At 40.9% G+C, this 18,143-nt stretch carries 18 protein-coding genes; 7 read left to right on the top strand and 11 right to left on the bottom strand.

Annotated features, from left to right (window positions below):
- The first annotated feature begins 175 nt into the window (after positions 1–175).
- Together hemE and NSTCB13_RS35630 are read left to right on the top strand one after the other, a co-directional pair.
- A complete protein-coding gene (hemE, locus tag NSTCB13_RS35635) occupies positions 176–1,237 on the top strand; it encodes a uroporphyrinogen decarboxylase (protein WP_445626352.1) in 1,062 nt (353 codons plus the stop codon).
- Between the two features lie 166 nt (positions 1,238–1,403).
- Positions 1,404–2,357, top strand: coding sequence for an NAD-dependent epimerase/dehydratase family protein (locus tag NSTCB13_RS35630; RefSeq protein ID WP_448275711.1), 954 nt, complete (start codon positions 1,404–1,406; stop codon positions 2,355–2,357).
- Between the two features lie 11 nt (positions 2,358–2,368).
- On the opposite strand, the gene NSTCB13_RS35625 is transcribed toward NSTCB13_RS35630, so the two are convergent.
- Entirely contained in the window at positions 2,369–3,082 is a 714-nt protein-coding gene (locus tag NSTCB13_RS35625) for a hypothetical protein (RefSeq protein ID WP_448275709.1), read from the bottom strand.
- Between the two features lie 328 nt (positions 3,083–3,410).
- Here NSTCB13_RS35625 and NSTCB13_RS35620 point away from each other — a divergent pair, with 328 nt between their 5' ends.
- Complete coding sequence (locus NSTCB13_RS35620) at positions 3,411–5,009, top strand: B12-binding domain-containing radical SAM protein (protein ID WP_448275707.1); 1,599 nt, start codon at positions 3,411–3,413, stop codon at positions 5,007–5,009.
- Positions 5,010–5,225: 216 nt separating this feature from the next.
- On the opposite strand, the gene NSTCB13_RS35615 is transcribed toward NSTCB13_RS35620, so the two are convergent.
- Genes NSTCB13_RS35615 through NSTCB13_RS35600 form a run of 4 tightly spaced genes read right to left on the bottom strand, consistent with a single transcriptional unit; the run spans position 5,226 to position 6,700 of the window.
- Positions 5,226–5,849, bottom strand: coding sequence for a 2-isopropylmalate synthase (locus tag NSTCB13_RS35615; RefSeq protein WP_448275706.1), 624 nt, complete (start codon positions 5,847–5,849; stop codon positions 5,226–5,228).
- Positions 5,816–6,067 carry a hypothetical protein gene (locus NSTCB13_RS35610; RefSeq protein ID WP_448275704.1) on the bottom strand — a complete coding sequence of 84 codons (252 nt, stop codon included), beginning with the start codon at positions 6,065–6,067 and terminating at the stop codon, positions 5,816–5,818. The genes NSTCB13_RS35615 and NSTCB13_RS35610 overlap by 34 nt, the downstream gene beginning before the upstream one ends.
- Before the next feature lie 39 nt (positions 6,068–6,106).
- Entirely contained in the window at positions 6,107–6,412 is a 306-nt protein-coding gene (locus tag NSTCB13_RS35605; RefSeq protein ID WP_448266679.1) for a type II toxin-antitoxin system RelE/ParE family toxin, read from the bottom strand.
- A gap of 57 nt (positions 6,413–6,469) precedes the next feature.
- Positions 6,470–6,700 carry a type II toxin-antitoxin system ParD family antitoxin gene (locus NSTCB13_RS35600; protein WP_448275703.1) on the bottom strand — a complete coding sequence of 77 codons (231 nt, stop codon included), beginning with the start codon at positions 6,698–6,700 and terminating at the stop codon, positions 6,470–6,472.
- 279 nt (positions 6,701–6,979) lie between these two features.
- On the opposite strand from NSTCB13_RS35600, the gene NSTCB13_RS35595 reads away from it, so the two are divergent.
- Positions 6,980–8,202, top strand: a protein-coding gene (locus NSTCB13_RS35595; RefSeq protein WP_448270155.1) for an ISAzo13 family transposase whose coding sequence is annotated in 2 segments (ribosomal slippage) — positions 6,980–7,460 and positions 7,460–8,202 — 1,224 coding nt in all. Because the reading frame shifts where the segments join, the coding sequence is not laid out codon by codon here.
- Positions 8,203–8,765: 563 nt separating this feature from the next.
- Here the strand turns inward: NSTCB13_RS35595 and NSTCB13_RS35590 are convergent.
- From NSTCB13_RS35590 to NSTCB13_RS35575, 4 genes are all read right to left on the bottom strand, one after another.
- A complete protein-coding gene (locus tag NSTCB13_RS35590; protein WP_448275701.1) occupies positions 8,766–10,826 on the bottom strand; it encodes a ribonuclease catalytic domain-containing protein in 2,061 nt (686 codons plus the stop codon).
- A gap of 214 nt (positions 10,827–11,040) precedes the next feature.
- Positions 11,041–11,256 carry a 30S ribosomal protein S18 gene (gene rpsR, locus NSTCB13_RS35585; protein ID WP_012411240.1) on the bottom strand — a complete coding sequence of 72 codons (216 nt, stop codon included), beginning with the start codon at positions 11,254–11,256 and terminating at the stop codon, positions 11,041–11,043.
- Positions 11,257–11,258: 2 nt separating this feature from the next.
- Complete coding sequence (gene rpmG, locus NSTCB13_RS35580) at positions 11,259–11,453, bottom strand: 50S ribosomal protein L33 (RefSeq protein WP_094351774.1); 195 nt, start codon at positions 11,451–11,453, stop codon at positions 11,259–11,261.
- Positions 11,454–11,496: 43 nt separating this feature from the next.
- The gene (locus NSTCB13_RS35575) at positions 11,497–12,054 is read right to left on the bottom strand and encodes an RDD family protein (protein WP_445626346.1); all 558 of its coding nucleotides are present in this window, start codon (positions 12,052–12,054) and stop codon (positions 11,497–11,499) included.
- Positions 12,055–12,363: 309 nt separating this feature from the next.
- On the opposite strand from NSTCB13_RS35575, the gene NSTCB13_RS35570 reads away from it, so the two are divergent.
- Together NSTCB13_RS35570 and NSTCB13_RS35565 are read left to right on the top strand one after the other, a co-directional pair.
- Positions 12,364–12,990 carry a hypothetical protein gene (locus NSTCB13_RS35570; RefSeq protein WP_448275699.1) on the top strand — a complete coding sequence of 209 codons (627 nt, stop codon included), beginning with the start codon at positions 12,364–12,366 and terminating at the stop codon, positions 12,988–12,990.
- 25 nt (positions 12,991–13,015) lie between these two features.
- Positions 13,016–14,299 (top strand): molybdopterin molybdotransferase MoeA, encoded by a 1,284-nt coding sequence (locus tag NSTCB13_RS35565; RefSeq protein WP_448275697.1) that lies wholly within the window; start codon positions 13,016–13,018, stop codon positions 14,297–14,299.
- A 205-nt stretch (positions 14,300–14,504) separates the two neighbouring features.
- On the opposite strand, the gene NSTCB13_RS35560 is transcribed toward NSTCB13_RS35565, so the two are convergent.
- Positions 14,505–15,737, bottom strand: coding sequence for a cysteine desulfurase-like protein (locus NSTCB13_RS35560; RefSeq protein WP_448275695.1), 1,233 nt, complete (start codon positions 15,735–15,737; stop codon positions 14,505–14,507).
- Positions 15,738–16,252: 515 nt separating this feature from the next.
- Here NSTCB13_RS35560 and NSTCB13_RS35555 point away from each other — a divergent pair.
- Positions 16,253–16,474 carry a DUF4327 family protein gene (locus tag NSTCB13_RS35555; protein ID WP_445626341.1) on the top strand — a complete coding sequence of 74 codons (222 nt, stop codon included), beginning with the start codon at positions 16,253–16,255 and terminating at the stop codon, positions 16,472–16,474.
- A gap of 622 nt (positions 16,475–17,096) precedes the next feature.
- Here the strand turns inward: NSTCB13_RS35555 and NSTCB13_RS35550 are convergent.
- Positions 17,097–17,357, bottom strand: coding sequence for a hypothetical protein (locus NSTCB13_RS35550; RefSeq protein WP_448275694.1), 261 nt, complete (start codon positions 17,355–17,357; stop codon positions 17,097–17,099).
- Between the last annotated feature and the right edge of the window lie 786 nt (positions 17,358–18,143).

Genomic DNA, 18,143 nt, shown 5'->3' with positions numbered 1-18,143 from the left:
AAATTCTTTTATATTCCACTTTCTTTATTAATTCTTGTTTTATCGCATTTCCGACCCGATTTTCCTTTGGTGTCAAGGGACTAGGGCTTTTGCTGATAACTTGCTAATAAAGCGTAATCCCAGAATGATAAGCTAAACAGTGGCATAAAAGTTGTGACTTAGGATGAAGTGATAAATGGGTGTTTATTCAACGACTCCTCATCTCTTACGGGCTGCTCGTGGTGAAGTAGTAGATCGTCCCCCTGTATGGATGATGCGACAAGCGGGACGATATATGAAAGCATATCGAGACTTAAGAGAAAAGTATCCTTCGTTTCGCGATCGCTCCGAAATTCCAGAAGTAGCAATTGAAGTTTCTTTGCAACCCTGGAGAGCTTTCCAACCAGACGGAGTAATTTTATTTTCTGATATTGTCACCCCACTACCTGGTTTGGGGATTGACATGGACATCGCCGAAGGTAAAGGGCCAATCATTCACTCACCTCTGCGCACTCAAGAACAAATTGATAATTTGCATCCTTTAGAACCAGAAGCAGCTCTACCATTTATCAAAACAATATTGCAAGCGTTGCGTTCGGAAGTAGGCGACAAATCAACGGTGTTAGGCTTTGTGGGTGCGCCGTGGACGTTAGCAGCTTATGCAGTCGAAGGAAAAGGTTCTAAAACCTACTCCATCATCAAAAATATGGCATTTTCAGATCCGGCGATATTGCATCAATTATTAGCTAAATTAGCAGATGCGATCGCCATCTATGCCCGCTACCAAATTGACTGTGGCGCTCAAGTTGTGCAAATGTTCGATTCTTGGGCGGGTCAATTGAGTCCTCAAGATTATGACACCTTTGCTCTCCCCTATCAGCAGCGAGTTTTCCAGCAAGTTAAGCAAACCCACCCCGATACACCTTTGATTTTGTTAGTTAGCGGTAGTGCAGGTGTGTTAGAAAGAATGGGACAATCTGGGGCTGATATTGTCACTGTAGACTGGGCCGTGGATATGGCAGATGCACGAGCCAGATTGGGTAAACAAATGAAAGTGCAAGGAAATCTTGACCCAGGCGTGTTATTCGGCTCTAAACAGTTTATCCGCGATCGCATTCTTGATACGGTTCGCAAAGCTGGCAATTGGGGTCACATTCTCAATCTCGGTCACGGTGTCTTACCAGAAACTCCCGAAGAAAATGTCGCTTTCTTCTTTGAAACTGCGAAGGAATTGAATCTTGCAGGAGTTAAGAGTTAGAAGTCATACAATTTTAGATTTTAGATTTTAGATTTTAGATTTTTCCTGCAATCTAAAATCCAAAATTCAAAATCTAAAATTTTCAGAGTTATTCAGTTGCGATTCGGAACTTTTAACTTTATTCTTAATTCTTTAGTTTTAACTCCTAACGTTTTATAAATTCTCTATGAGCCAGAAGCGGATTTTAGTGACTGGTGCAAGTGGTTGTGTAGGTCATTATTTAACAGAAGCCTTAATTAAAGAAACAAATCACGAACTGTATCTATTAGTTAGGAACCCAAGCAAACTGCAAGTTGATACTAATGCTCGTTCAGGCATCAACGTTTTGCAAGGTGATATGCAAAATATTCGCCAATTTGCCGATTTGCTATCCACAATTGATACAGCCGTACTCACAGCCACAGCTTGGGGCGGCGAGCAAACATTTGATATTAATGTCGTCAAGACTATAGAGTTACTCGAACTGCTAGATCCAGAACGTTGCCAACAGGTAATTTATTTTTCGACAGCTAGCGTTTTGGATCGCTACAATCAACCATTAAAAGAAGCCGGGGAAATTGGGACAGATTATATCCGTTCTAAATATGAGTGCTTAGAGAAAAAAGAAAAATTAGCGATCGCACCCAAAATTACCACAGTATTTCCGACTGTAGTATTGGGCGGTGATGCGAATAAACCCTATTCTGCTGTCACATCTGGTATTACAGAAGTGACGAAATATATCAATTTGATTCGCTTTTTAGAAGCAGATGGCAGTTTTCACTTTATCCACGGACGAGATATTGCCACTGTCGTGCGATATTTGATCGATCGTCCTGCTAAAGATAATCAACCACGTCGGCTGGTTTTAGGTCAAGCACCATTAACTGCTAATCAAGCAGTGAAACAAGTTTGTGCTTATCTGGGCAAAAAGATTTACTTTCGTATTCCTATATCTATAGCTTTGGCTAATTTGATTATTGTTCTATTCCGCATTCGCATGGCTGCTTGGGATCGGTTTTGCATGAACTATCGGCATTTTACATACGAAAAATTCATCAATCCTGATAGTTTCGGCTTACCAAATTACTGTGCAACCATGAGTGATGTTTTGAAAATTAGCGGTGTTAAACGTGTATGAAAAAATATCTATTATTTGCTAATGATAGCGGTCATTTCTTGCGAAGATAAGCCGACACAAGCTGCCAATTCTTCTAATGTCAATCGTTCGCGTGTGTTTGCTTCTAACAAAGACGTTGCAGCTGCAACGTAATCAGGATTAGCAAGATGATTCACATTCTTAGGAAAACTTGTTTGGGAATAAAGATTGGCAATGTCGGAACCTCCAGTAATTTTTTGGATTTGATAAGTGGCAATTAAAGCTGCTTGACGGGCTTGGAGATAGGCAACATAATATTGCACGATAGCTAATCTTTTTTGCTGTCTAGCCTCCTTCCAACGAGCTTCCAAAACAGGAAGCTGCCCAAAAGTACTAATGAATTTAATCGGGTCAATTGTGACGGTTAAGGAAAAACTGTTTGAGCGCTCAGATGGGGAATCCGGTGATGTTGAGATTGTACTTAGAGCCGGAGATAATTCGATAGCTAAGACATCTCTAAAAGCATTCAATCCCATTGCAGCTTTTGTTTCCAGCACTTGGGCTGAGTTGCGTTCAGCAATAGCTACTAATAGATCGATGATTTTGAGATCCTGCTGTGTAATCTCAGTTTGAAGGAGGTTATGTTGATTACTAGAACTAAACTTATCTTCGGATGCAACCACAGGAAATGTAGTACTGACAAATGTAACGGCAAGGAGAATCCTGAAACTTTGTGCAAAAGCTTTTGAGAGCCATTGTGCGATCATCTGATTGATTTATTCGGAAGCCTACACTTGTTTTCTAATTTGCTTCTCTTTTCACGATACAGCTAAATGACAATAATTCTTATATATGTGGGAGTCTTTTTAAGGAAATCCTAGTAAACTGTGGCGAAAGTTTACCTACCTTTAACCAGTTGCTCAGAGCAACTTGTCTGGTTAATTGAGATGGTAGTTGGATTTACGCCGTGCTGTACTAGTCGCCCATTTGAGTTAAAAATATGAATGGAAAAATAAAACAACTTTAATAAAAAGTCAATAACTCTTTATTTTCGTTAGAGTGGGATAACAATCAAAGTGTGAGGATTGATACTACATGCGAATCTTGTTAGTGTATCCAATATTTCCCAAAACCTTTTGGTCTTATGAAAAAATCCTAGAGTTAGTCGATCGCAAGGTTTTACTACCACCTCTAGGTTTAGTAACAGTAGCCGCGATTTTGCCCCAAGAATGGGAATTCAAGCTGGTCGATCGCAATATCCGCCCCGCAACAGAAGCAGAATGGGCATGGGCAGATGTAGTAATTTTCTCTGCGATGATTGTCCAGAAACAAGATTTACTTGAGCAAATTCAGGAAGCAAAAAAACGTGGCAAGTTAGTTGCGGTTGGCGGCCCTTACCCCACTTCTGTACCTCACGAAGTTGAAAATGTTGGCGCAGATTTTCTGATTTTGGATGAAGGGGAAATCACTCTCCCCATGTTTATTGAGGCAATTAAACGCGGTGAAACATCTGGCACTTTCCGCGCCACAGAAAAACCTGATGTCACCAGCACACCAATACCCCGCTTTGATTTGTTAGAGTTGAACGCTTATGACATGATGTCGGTGCAGTTTTCGCGTGGATGTCCTTTCCAATGCGAATTTTGCGACATTATTGTTCTCTATGGGCGCAAACCGCGTACCAAAACCCCAGCGCAATTGTTAGCAGAGTTAGATTACCTCTATGAATTGGGTTGGCGGCGGGGTGTATTCATGGTGGATGACAACTTTATTGGCAACAAGCGAAATGTGAAATTGTTGCTGAAAGAGTTAAAAGTCTGGATGGCAGAACATAAGTATCCCTTCCGATTTGACACGGAAGCTTCAGTTGACTTGGCACAAGACCAAGAAATGTTGGAGTTGATGGTTGAGTGTGGTTTCTCGGCGGTGTTTTTGGGAATCGAAACGCCGGATGAAGATAGTTTGCAAATGACTAAGAAGTTTCAAAATACTCGCAGTTCTCTAACTGAGGCGGTGCAAACCATTATTAAAGCGGGATTGCGCCCAATGGCTGGGTTTATTATCGGGTTTGATGGCGAAAAAGCAGGCGCAGGCGATCGCATTGTTCGCTTTGCCGAACAAGCAGCAATTCCCTCAACTACCTTTGCCATGTTACAAGCGTTACCTAACACTGCGCTTTGGCATCGCCTGAAAAAGGAAGGAAGATTACGGGAAAATCAAGATGGAAACATCAATCAAACAACATTGATGAACTTCCTACCCACCCGTCCTCTAGAAGAACTTGCCAGAGAATATATTGAGGCATTTTGTGCTTTGTACGACCCGATACAATACTTAGATCGCACCTATCGCTGCTTCTTGATGATGGGTTTGCCGAGTTGGAAAGCCCCAGCCAAAATGCCAGAGTGGGTAATTGTAAAAGCCTTGTTAATTGTAATTTGGCGGCAAGGAATCAAACGGGAAACCCGCTGGAAATTCTGGCATCATTTGTTCAGCATTCTCAAACGTAACCCCGGAGTTTTTGAGCATTACCTCGCAGCTTGCGCTCACAACGAACATTTTCTTGAATATCGCCAAATTGTCCGCGATCAAATTGAAAGCCAGCTAGCAGAATATCTGGCGCAGGGTGTAGAAAAACCCTATGTACCAGTACAGGAAAAAGCAGAGGAAAAAACTGAAGCCGCAGTTAGTTAAATGTAGTAACGGTTAATAGGTAAAAGTGAAAAAATTACTTATTAGCCGTTATTAAAACCAGTATGCTATTCAAAGTATGATAGTCATAAATTGACACTTCCTGAATGGCAAAAACACCAATTCCACTCATTGGCAAGGTAATGCTAATTCTCCTAGAATGGAGAATGTTAGACCTAGTTAATGCACTATTTTAAGCTTGCCACGCTACTATAAAAACTATTTTGCTTTTGCAATCCCAGTTATTTGAAAAATCAACTCTGTCGCTTTACTCATTAGCGAAGTGTCAATATCAAGTTGATAATTCCCCTCTTTTAAAATCTCTATCACAACTTGACTGAAATCTGCGTTACCTTTCCTCGCACCCAAACCATTAATTGCACATTCAATTTGCCTCACACCACAACTTAAAGCAATCAGTGAATTATCTACTGCCATACCCAAATCATCATGACAGTGTACTGAAACGACAACTTCGTTAATATTGGGTACTCGATTAAAAATCATTTGCAGAAGTTGCGAAAACTCTTCTGGCGATGCCAAACCTAAGCTATCAGGAATGCTAATAGTAGTAGCACCACTCTTGATTGCAGTTTCAATAGATTTACACAAAAAATCTGGCTCACTTCTAGGAGCATCAAAAGCGCTCCATTCTACATCATCACAGTAATTGCGTGCTAAAGAAACACTCTCTTTGATTGTTGCTAATACTTCTTCTTTGGTTAATTTAGATTGATTTTTCAGATTTACCGGAGTATAAGTGTGAATTCTACCTCTGATTGCTGGTTTAATTGCTTCAGCAAGAGTGATTATTTCATTTGAATTGGAACTGCTAGCCCACAAATAGTAGAATTTTTAATTATTTGAGAAATATTAAAGACTTCATCAAAATCTTTTTGAGAACTTGCTGGATAACCAACTTCAATAATATCGACTCCCATTTCTTCGAGCAATTGCGAAATGATAATTTTTTGTTGCAAATCCATCTTTACACCAGGCGTCAATTCTCCATCACGCATGGTGGTATCAAAAATAATTACTTTATGATTATTTTCTGACATATTGGCTAGAGATAGCGATCGCTTACATCAAATGCAATATTAAGGAATATCCTCACTTAAGAAAACTGTCTCTAAATCTCGATAACCACTGACAATACGTACAACTTCCACACCGCCATCAATAGGGCGATAAAATATTAAGTAATCTTCTACTGGAAAACTCCGTAAACCGCGGGCAAAAGTATCGGAACTTTGCCCCATATTAGGAAAATCGGCCAACAGTTTGCACTGCTGTTTAATTTTTTCGTTGAGTCTTCGAGCCGCATCAGGATTGTAGCGGATAATATAGCGATTAATCTCTTTGAGGTCTTGCTTGGCTGGAATTGTTAAAACGTACCGACTCATTATTATTTAGCGGCCTCTGCTTGTTGTATTTGAGCTTCAGCACGTCGGATATCTTCTTCAATTTCTGCAAAGACCCTCTTCACCATCAACTACTTCACCACGCTCTGAGGCTTCAATACCTTCTTGGATTTTAGCTTTCAATTCTGCTAAACGTTGTTCTTGAACGCGATCGCGTTCATCTAGCAATCTCAATGCTTCGCCCATCACCTCACTCACTGAGTGATATCGACCACTATTAACTTTATCCTTAACCAACTGCTCCAATTCTGGGGTCAAAGATACATTCACAATTATTACCTCATTCCATTTACTCTATATAGTAACCGAAAGCAATTGGAGCAAGGCTAATACCATTTTGGATTTTAGATTTTAGACTTCGGCTCCTTTCGACTTCGCGGTAGTTGAATCTCGACTTAGGGACTTCCAAAAAATAAAACATCCCATTTAAGATAATGATAATCATTTTAGGGGGGGGGGAGAAAGCGGCAGCCATCGGCTGCCGCTTTCTCCCCTCCTTTTTGTAGTAAATTCAGTAATGATGAATTTTTGGGTGCAGCAGAGGTGTCTATAGTATTAACTTCTTCACTGAAACAACTATTAAAACAAACAGCATCTCAATTAAAAGGTGCTGCAAAACGTAAGTTTATAGCGTCAACAGTCCAAGGTTTGGGTGTAGGTGGACAGAGACTTGCAGAATCGGAATTAGGATGGAATCGAGGTACTATCCGTAAAGGGATGAAAGAATTAACTAGTGGTGTTACCTGTATTGACAATATGAGCGCAAAAGGTCGCTATAAAGCAGAATTACATTTACCAAATCTCCTAGAAGATATCAAAAATTTAGTAGATTCCCAAAGCCAGACAGACCCAACTTTTAAAAGTCAAAGACTATATACTCGTCTCTGTGCTACCGAAGTGAGAAAGCAATTAATAGAAAAGTATGATTATAGGAATGAAGATTTACCTACGTCAGAAACGATTCGTCTGAAACTGAACCTCTTAGGCTATAACTTGAGACGAGTAGCTAAAGTTCAACCTCAAAAAAAATTCCCCAAACCGACGCAATCTTTGAGCAACTAGATATAGTAAATCAAAATGCATCTTCTGACGGAAGTGTCTTGCGTCTGTCGCTGGATGGAAAAGCTCGCGTCAAAATTGGCTCATTTGACCGAGGAGGTAAAAGCCGGGCTAAGGTCGAAGCTGATGACCATGATTATCATCCTAAAACAACCGTAACTCCTTATGGGATATTCCTTCCAGAGCTTGATGAACTTTTTTTATATTTTACGGAATCGAAAGTTACAAGCGATTTTATAGTTGATATTTTAGAGGATTTTTGGATGAGTGAGAAACATCGTTTTTCTCACGTTGAAACATTACTGCTCAATCAAGATAATGGGCCAGAGAATAGTTCTCGACGCACCCAGTTTATGAAACGTATAGTAGAGTTTGCCCAGAAATACTCATTGAATATACGTTTAGCTTACTATCCGCCTTACCATAGCAAATATAATCCCATAGAAAGAACATGGGCAGTATTAGAAAATCATTGGAACGGCAGCATCTTAGATGAAATAGAAACGGCTTTAAACTTGGCTGCTAGTATGACATGGAAGGGTAAACATCCAATTGTTAAGTTAGTTACTCAAACTTACGCCACCGGAGTGAAACTCACAAAAAAAGCTATGTCGGAAATTGAGAAACAAATTGAGCGTTTGACTCATTCTCAAAACGAATTTTTTCCCAATCTGGGTAATTGGTTTATTGATATTAATTTTGCCAAAACGTAAGTTATAAATAGTAATTTACAGCTTTATAGTCTTAAATAAACATAACTTCACTTTGCGGCTTGCTCGTGCGAGTGTAGATTTTTTCATGCTTACAAAGGGGGGAAGAGAGCGGCAGCCGACGGCTGCCGCTCTCTTCCCCTTAATAATGATTATCATTATTGAGTAACTGCCAAAAGATTAATTTTTGGGACAATTTATTCTTTGGAAGTCCCTTACTTCGACTACGCGGTAGTTGAATCTCGACTTACTTCGACTACGCTCAGTACAAGTCGCTCGATTACCGCGCAGCGATGCACTGAGCCTGTCCTGAGCGTAGCCGAAGGGCGCAGTCGAAGTGTCGAAACTCAAGGCAAGTCGCTCAGTCGAACGATTTTGGATTGTGAAACATCCATTGGATAAGTGTTTCAGTTTTCCATCTGTCGCAATCATTTTTCACGCTTGGTATAAAATAATTCGTAATTGATAATACTAGGCGATTATTACTAATGACAAATACTTCTCTACGAGAGGCTGCGCCAACGGCTTCGCTCAGTACAAGTGACAAATGACAAATGACAAATTAGTTAATTCGCTGCTGTCTGAGCTTCTTGATAAATTATTTCTTGGAACTGGATCATATCTTTTTGTGGATCGGCGTGGCTAACTTTCACTACTATTTGTTCGCCCAACTTCACAGAACGTTTGAAAGCCATTGGCAATTGCAAGCCCAAATCTTCTAACAAAATTAGGGCTAAGTTGCTGTCTTCTCGCAGCCACATCAACACTGTCACATCCCAAGTTTCCTCTGGATGACGGCGTAAATACTCTAGAGCATAATATCTATTAGTTTGTCGTTCCACCATCGTCACTTCTTGGGTGATGCTGGTGACAGTCATCATTACTTCTTTAAGTTGATCTGCGGAAAATGGCAGAACTTCACCCCGCAAATGGGCTTTAATTTGAAAGTGGGTAAGTAAGTCACTGTAGCGGCGGATGGGAGAGGTTGCTTGAGTGTAAGTATCCAAACCCAAACCAGCATGGCGCAAAGGCGTAATGCTCATTTCACTCTTGGGCATACAACGACGCATGGCGCAAGCGCGAACGAATCCGGCCGGAAGTAGCAGCAATTCCTCATCTGGAGGTAATTCTGGTTGCGGTTGACCGCGAAAAGGCAAAGGTATGTTATGAGTTTTACCATAACGAGCCGCAACTTCTCCGGCAACAATCATCATTTCTGCTACCAGTTGCCGCGATGGAGAATCGTCCAAAATATCAATGTGGATCTCCTCACCTTTGACTTTGATTGCTGCTTCGGGCATGGTGATGCTAATTGCCCCTTGAGCGTAACGCCAAGCTTTGCGTTTTTGTGCCCAAGTGGCGATCGCAGCAATTTCCGGTTCTGCTTGCACCCGCAATTGCAGCATTTCATCTACATCTTCGTAGGTGAGGCGATAAGTCGGCTTAATCAAGCTGGTATGAATGCTGTAATCTTCTACTACTCCACTTGTCCCTAAAATAATCCCGAAACTGAGGGCGCAACAAACCTTTCCCTGGATCAGACTCATTGGCCCAGTTGCCAATACTTCTGGAAACATGGGAATCATTCCCGTCGGTAAATAGACTGTACTACCGCGCTTTCTAGCTTCCAAATCTAATTCATCTTCCGGTACTAACCATCTAGTAGGATCGGCAATATGCACCCACAAGCGTTCCCGTCCATCGGGTAGTACTTCCCAACTTAGACCATCGTCGATCTCTGTGGTAGTTTCATCATCAATGGTGTAAACCTTCAGGTGAGTCAGATCAAGGCGGTTTGTATCTGAGTCAATCGGCGGGAAATCCAAACGCTGTTGCGCCACTTCTAATACCTTATGAGGAAATTGGATCGGAATTGAAGAACGCCGCAGGAACAAGTTTTCATTAGGACTCCAGCAACCCAAATCTACCAATAGTTGAAAGGCTCCTTGGGGTGTTGTGGGTCGTCCCAGCATGGTCATAGTTTCTAATACTGGAGCGCTGGGCGGATAAGCGCGAGCTAAGGAGTCATAGTTAACCCCCGTCCGCACCGTGTCAGCTATTAGCGCCGCGTATTTTTCTAGTCCTTCTAAGCGCTGGCGATCGTGGCGCTGCCACTCTACTGCTTCACCTTTAAGCGCCTGCTCTACACGAGTTAAAAATTCCTGCTGTCCTTTAGCTTTTAGTGCCTCTACTTCCAGTTGGTGCTTGCGTTCTGCCACTTGAGCAGCAGTTCTTGGCTCGTAAGCGTCTCCTTTTTGCTTGAAATAAAGTTTGTCGTCTGATAACAAGCAATAGGCGGCGTAACAAGCAGGTGCGGCTGATTCTGAAAATAGCAGATTCGCCATTTGGTCTGGGGTAACTGTTTCGCCATCTTCAACCAGTAATTCCCAAGCCACTTCTAAACTAGATGGGTCTAAATAAGGCTCGATCTGCTCCAAAAAGCTGGCAATTTCAGAAGCCTTGTAAGTCTGTTTGGTAACTGTATAGGTTATTTGTCTAGGCGCGAGGCTGTGGGATTGACCGCGTTCGTCTACCACAAACCAGCGGGTTTTACCGTCTGGACGTTCTACGATGCCCAGACGGCGATCGCCTTGAACCCTAAATTCAACTAGCGTCCCCTTCTCCACAACTCTCGCACTCTAATAATTTTAGATTTTAGTCTCACCTTTGGTGCGCTGGAAGCGCAACTTGGATTTTCGATTTTATAACCGACAGCTATTAAATCCTAAGTCCAAGGGTTTTTCATGCAGCAATCTATTTTACACTCTCTGATTCAGATTTCAGATTTTGGACATTCTCTTTAAATAATCCAAAATCCAAAATTCCAAATCCAAAATTGTTTTAGCCTTCGGCATTGATAAATGGCAACAAAGCCACAATCCGCGAACGTTTAATTGCTAATGTCAACTCTCGCTGTTGCTGAGATGTCAGCCCGGTAATCCGACGTGGCAGTATCTTTCCCCGCTCGGTGACAAACTTACGCAATAAATCAACATCTTTATAATCGATTGGTTCTCCTGGCTTGATTGGAGAAAGACGACGACGGAAATAACTCATCTCTACTTAATTTCCTTGTGAACGGTATGTTTGTTGCAGTGGGTGCAGAACTTTTTCAGTTCTAGCCTGTTAGTGGTGTTGCGACGATTCTTAGTACTGGTATAACGGTTAACACCAGCAGAACGCTTATCTGAATTTGTCCGGCACTCGGTACACTCTAGTGTGATGATAATGCGGGCACCTTTACTCTTAGCCATAATCTTACAAAAAGTGAAGCCTGAAGAGAATTAACACAAATGACTATCTTCTCACATTCCGCCGTATATTTTCAACTAATCTTTTAATTTTTATATCGAGCGAGTAGCCACGACGCGACGAAACGATAAAAGTTCCACAATAGCGATCGTGTAAAGCCTGCCGCATCTGGGTATCAGAGAAGGCAGTCCCACAATCAATTGCTAGGGGAATTACTAGCAGTATAGCAGTGGGATTGGCTCTAATATTACTCAGGGCAATTGACACTAATAAAGCACCCAAGCCGATAATCGCCTCTCGCTTCACTAGTGAGAGCAAATCGGGAATTCTGCCCACTACTTCCCCATCTTCGACTTCCAGTACCTTTAAATCGAAAGCCCAACGCCCTAAACTTTGCCCTTGATTGTTGTATACCACCACTACCCGCAAAAACAGCCAAAGTATTACAAAAACTAAGATTTCAATAAATTGAATACCGATATCGCTGCCTCCCAACAGGGAACTGACTAACCAGACACCAAGGAAATCAAGTCCCAATGCCATACCTCGCCGCCCAATCTCAGCTTTGGGATAGTGTTTTTGGGGAAGTCGTTCGATAGTCATACAAAATAAGTATTTTATTTAGGGGTTGGGAAATAGCGATCGCTCCTGTTTTTAATCTTAAGATGATGACTTGGCTAGTTGCTGCGCTGTAAAGGAACAAAAATCAGCCAACAAAAATTTGTACAACTACCAACTGCACGACTCAAAAATAGAATTAAGTACTTAGGTAATTTTTAATACTTTATGGCTATTTTGTTGGCATCTCATAGAGTAGCCGCTACAGCTCATGGATACAACATACAGTAGGGTTATACATCTATATTGTATTGTTGTATAAACTTCATTTTAATTAATTTGGAAGTTGTATCTATGACACATCTGTTTACTAAAACAGCTATTAGTCTGGTGACGACTACTACTTTAGCATTAGCGATCGCTATAACCACCAACAACCTGGCTCATGCTGCTGAGTTCAAATTTAACTGGAAAGGAGATACAGGTTATTCAGCGAAAGGTTCATTTAACTACGATACAAGAACTGCTCCCAGCGTCATTTCGGAAACAGGCTTGGGAGCTACGAAGAACTTGCAATCTCTCTCAATTTCCTTCTTTGATCCCTTGAGTAATCTGATAAATAGTTTCACTCCAGTGCTTAATGGGATATCTAACTACGGCTTTTTGAGATTCAACTTTGATAGCACTACCGAGGAAATCTTTGGCCCCTTTGATGTTGGCAAGGATAATGAGCTTCCTGGCGACACATGGCTTAATAATAATCTCGCACTAATAGATGAAGGTTTTAGCAATCAGGTTCTAGCTAAAGAATTTCATTTGATCAATAGAGATGCAGCACGCACAGAGCAAATACTAGATTTAAGTAACAATTCAGTTCAGGTATCCAAAGTCCCCGAAGGAAGCATAATTATCGGTTTACTAACAGTGTGTAGTTTGGGATTTACCGCTTATAGAAATCTAGACAAAGCTACCCAAGAATAAAAGAAAAAAGTCGGAGGCGATCGCTATGTTATCAGTCAGCGATGCACAAGCAATTATTTTAAATTTGGTGCAGCCGTTGGATCGTCAACGGGATACAGAAGTTGTAGATTTATTGACAGCAGATAGTCGCATTTTGGCAACGCCTGTTACCAGTCCGCTAGATTTTCCCCATTGGGATAATTCGGCAATGGATGGCTACGCAGTTCGCTACGAAGATGTACAACACTCCAGCACCGAACAACCAACCGTTTTAGAAATTGTTGAAGAGATTCCGGCTGGCTATCAACCCAAGTCTACGATTCAACCAGGGCAAGCCGCACGAATTTTTACAGGTGCGGTAATCCCAGCAGGTGCGGATACTGTAGTTATGCAAGAAAAAACACGCCGCGAGGAAAACCGCGTATTTATTCTAGCTGCATCAAAACCGCAAGAATTTGTTAGACACAAAGCATCTTTTTATCAAGCTGGAACACAACTACTACCAGCAGGAATTAAGTTAAATGCCTCAGAAATTGCCGTATTGGCAGCAGCACAGTGTCCGCAATTAACTGTTTACCGCCGTCCGCGGGTGGCAATTTTTTCCACTGGTGATGAGTTGGTGACAGCTGATAAACCGCTGCAATCAGGGCAAATTGTGGATTCTAATCAGTATGCACTGGCAGCTTTGGTGAGACAAAGTGGTGCAGAACCGTTAATTTTAGGCATTGTGAAAGACGATCCAGTTGCTTTGGAGAAAGTTATTGCTCACGCCATTGCGATCGCTGATATAGTTCTCTCTTCTGGTGGCGTCTCTGTGGGAGATTATGACTATATTGACAAAATTCTAGAGTCACTAAAAGCAAAAATCCACATTCAGGCTGTGGAAATCAGTCCAGGAAAACCCTTGACTGTCGCCACTTTCCCTAGTGGAGACGCGATTAATCCAACAGACGCGATTAATCGCGTCTCTACAAACTCCCCGCTTTATTTTGGTTTACCAGGAAACCCTGCTGCTGTACTGGTGACATTTTGGCGATTTGTGCTACCAGCAATCAAGAAACTTTCGGGAATTACTGAAGGTTGGGAACCAGCATTTTTGAAAGTGCGATCGCATGATGAATTGCGATCGAATGGTAAACGTGAAACTTACCTTTGGGGTAAATTGCATTTAATTGATGGAGTTTATGAATTTCACAAAGCTGCTGGTAGTCACAGTTCCGGCAATTTAATTAATTTAGCTCAAACCAATGCCTTAGCTGTTCTCCCAGTGGGTAAAACATTAATTTCCCCACAAGAAGAAGTGCAAGTTTTGCACCTTAGTAATAGGTAATGGGGACAAGGGGAGCAAGGGGGGACAAGGGGGACAAGGGGGACAAGGGGGACAAGGGGGACAAGGGGAGCAAGGGGGACAAGGGGGACAAGGGGGACAAGGAGGAATTATTGAATAAATCTTTTCCTGTTCTTCCCCCTCTTCCTTGTCTACCCTGTCTCTTTTCAATCCCCAATCCCCAATGCCCCATACCCAATGCCCAATCTTAAAATATCTGCTCAAAAGCCTCAATCAAGTTGTTAACTTCCTCAAGGGTGTTGTAATGCACCATACTCACCCGGACTATTCCACCTTGGGATGCTAACCCCAGGTATTCAATCAGCCGTTTGGCATAAAAGTCCCCATAGCGAATCCCAATATAATGTTGGTCAACTTTTGCCGGAATGGTTGAGCTATTTATTCCATCGACGACAAAAGATATAGTTGGTACACGGAATTTACGGTCAGCCTTTGATTGACCAATCACTCGCACATTCGGCTTACTGTTGAGGTAATTTAGGAGGCGATCGCTAATATGTTCTTCATGTATGCTAATTAAATCAAACGCTTGCACCATTTGATTTCTCAAATCAGGTGCAGTTTCATTCCCATAGTGCAGTTGTGCTAATTCACTTAAATAATCACATAAACCTAACATTCCATAACTTAATTCAAAATTGACATTCCCTAATTGAAATTTATAAGGTATATCTGTCTGGTCAATAAAATAATGGTTAAGACCAGGCAATCTTAATAAATGTTCTTCTTTGCCATAAAGTAAGGCATGGTGCGGCCCATAGACTTTATAAAAACTCAAAGTATAAAAATCAACATCTAAATCTTGGACATCAACTAATCTGTGAGGTGCATAAGCTACACCATCTACACAAATCATAGCGTTGCGATCGTGTACAAATGCAGCAATTTCTTTGATTGGGTTGATGGTTCCCAGAACATTAGAAGCATGAGTCAAGGCTACCAGTTTTGTGCGCTGACTGATCAATGGTTCTAAATCTGCTAAATGAAGTTCTAAAGTATCTGGGCGAACTTGCCACACTTTAACCTTTATTCCTTGTTTTTCAAGAGCGACCCAAGCACCAATATTAGCCTCATGGTCACAATTAGTAACAATAACTTCATCACCAGAGGTGAAGGTTTTACCGAGACAAATTGAAAGAACTTTCAACATCATTGTAGTCGATGGCCCCATGACTACTTCTTTATAAGAATTGGCATTAATGAAAGTAGCCATTTCCCTAGTTGCTAAAGCCAATCGTTCTCCAGCCAGTTGAGAGATTCCATAAGAAGCTCCCAACTGGACATCAGAACTTAGGAGAAATTCGCTAATTCTATCTACTACTTTTTTCAAGGTTTGTGACCCACCAGCATTATCAAAAAAAGTCCATTCACCAGCTAGAGCCGGAAAATATTGACGAACTTTATCAAGATTCAGAAGCATAATAGAAGTTTTCTAGAGAATGTTCTTTACCCTAGCCTACCTTCTGACAAGTCGCCCAGAGAACATCTAGATTAGACTTCTTGCATAAATCAAAAATAAAGAACCCCACCCTGCATTTGAGTAAAGCAAACGCTCCCCTATGCTTTGGGGAGGGGTTGGGGATGAGGTGTTAGAGACTTTTGCAAGAGACTCCATGAGCAACCCTCACTCCACTTGCTTTCATAGCAAGAAGGTTAAGAGCGAACAAGTCAGCCGGGACGACTAACGTAGTGACAAGCCTTATAAATGGGAAAGTGGTTGGGTCTTTGTGTATCTCATGTTAGCGTAGCCTCTGCCTCTAACACTCTGTTCGCGATCGCACGAGAAGTTGAAATCTCCTGTATTTAACTTTCAGCAACTATTAATGTCTTGATTCTTCACAATTCTCGTCAATTTTATTTGATAAGTTTAAGGGAGAGTCAAAGCAACTATTGTTTTGAGTCTTAATTCCTTGATTGAAAATAAAGGAACGACTTATGAATACTACGGTAAAATATGACATCCAAGTTATCAAAGAAGAAGCGCTTCAACTTGTTAAAAAGAGACTTGTTAACCGTCAACAGCCAATTTACACCCTCTGTAAATATATTCCTCATCGTGACTGGATTAATTTTGAACTGGAGTTAGAAAAAAATGAATTTCTACTCAGAGATAGAATTATCGATTTACTGAATCACGAATCTTGGGAAGATGATTGAGGCTGCATAAGGCTAAACCCTATTAGCTGCATTCCATAAAATCAAAATTACAAATTCAGTTTTCAACATTAAAAGCTCTCGAATTAATCGGGGGCTATAAGCAAGAGATTATTAAAGTAAGCAATAAATCTTGATGGATAGCTTTGGTTTGAAAAGATAAGAGAACCATTGCTAGCGTAATAATTCTCTGTTAAATAAGTTGGTACAATAAAATCAAGCTGTGTGAAGAAAAATAAACAAGGTTCAAAGCCTAAAATCATTCGACTGAGCGACTTCTTGCCTTGAACGTATCGCTCTCATGGAAAGCTCCGCTAACGCGTAGCGTGTCGTAGAGAAGCCGAAAGGAGCCGAAGTCTAAAATCCAAAATGATATTACCATTGTCGTCTTGTTTGCCTACTCTGCATAGGAATGGTTAATTAGGGGTTGCTACCTCCAGTCAGACATAGCCTAACCTCAGAAGCAACCTCACCTCTTTGGCTGTGGGTTTGAGAAATTTTTCTGTTTTCTTTATCTAAATGTGTCAATTAATACCTAATAAATAGGCTATAGTCTCACATTCTTGAGCAATTAATTACTGAAATCAAGAAAAACAATTATACTAATCCGTTTCAGTAAATTGGATTAGGTAGATAACTCTTCTAGCCCAATCCATTCGGTAATCGATTGCCATTGGCTTGCGTAAACAATAGTACTACTACGTTTTTCTTTCTGAGGCTTTCTAGGTAGTTTTCCCATGACAACATCAGCGAATGAACTGGATTCGTTCCTATTATTCCTATTATAAATAGGCATTTCCTGCCAGCAGTGACGACAAAACCAGTAAGTCTCTGCACCGCGTATATGTTCTAAAAGTAAACTTGAGCAGCAAGGACAGTAATTCATATTTTTCTCAAATCCTGTTCATAAAAGTGTTATTGCGATTCAGGGCAGCTATTTGAGAAGCCCGTAGATATTAAAAAGAAACTGTCTATATTTTGACTATAGTCATTAAATATGAGGAAGTTGTGAGGATAGTCAAAATACTTAATGGTTTTGCAAAACTTATACACAATTCTTAAGTAAGACTTTCCGGCTAATTTAGCGGTTTTTTCACAAGTTCCTCAAATTATCTTCGTATAAATTCTTATAACTATAAATGTGGGGCTTCAGAGCGATGTTACTGCTAGCGTGCCACCTACTTATGAATAGATTGAAGAAGGCAGCTATGCTGGAGGAAAAGACATTTTCATTGTTCCTTGTGAGCGCAGCTCGTGGAGTCTCTTGCAAAAATCTTTGAATCACCCCTCCCCAACCCTCCCCGATGTTCCCTAAATGGCTATAAAAATCAAGGGTTCTAGCGATTAAAAATTGATTATTTTGTTACCAGCGTGCCGAGAAAATGAACAATTTTACTGTTGTTTAAGTGCTTAAAAGTTCATCTGGTCGTCACCCTCACTTACAATTTTTCTCGCTAATCATCTTGACAAATCCTGTTTGAAATGGAATGAAACAGCCCTGGGATTAAGGGGGGTCTATTCGACTTATGCAAGAGGTCTATTTTTTGTATTGTTTATTGAAGTCTTGCTGGAGTTTATTAAGAAAGCCGAAATTCTGAGCCTCTGTCAATGTTTGAGACCAAGGGTTTAATATTTGCACTCATCAATTAATTTCAAATATTTCACAGTAATA

Source organism: Nostoc sp. DSM 114160, assembly GCF_053470305.1.
This window is presented reverse-complemented; position numbering and strand designations above follow the sequence as displayed.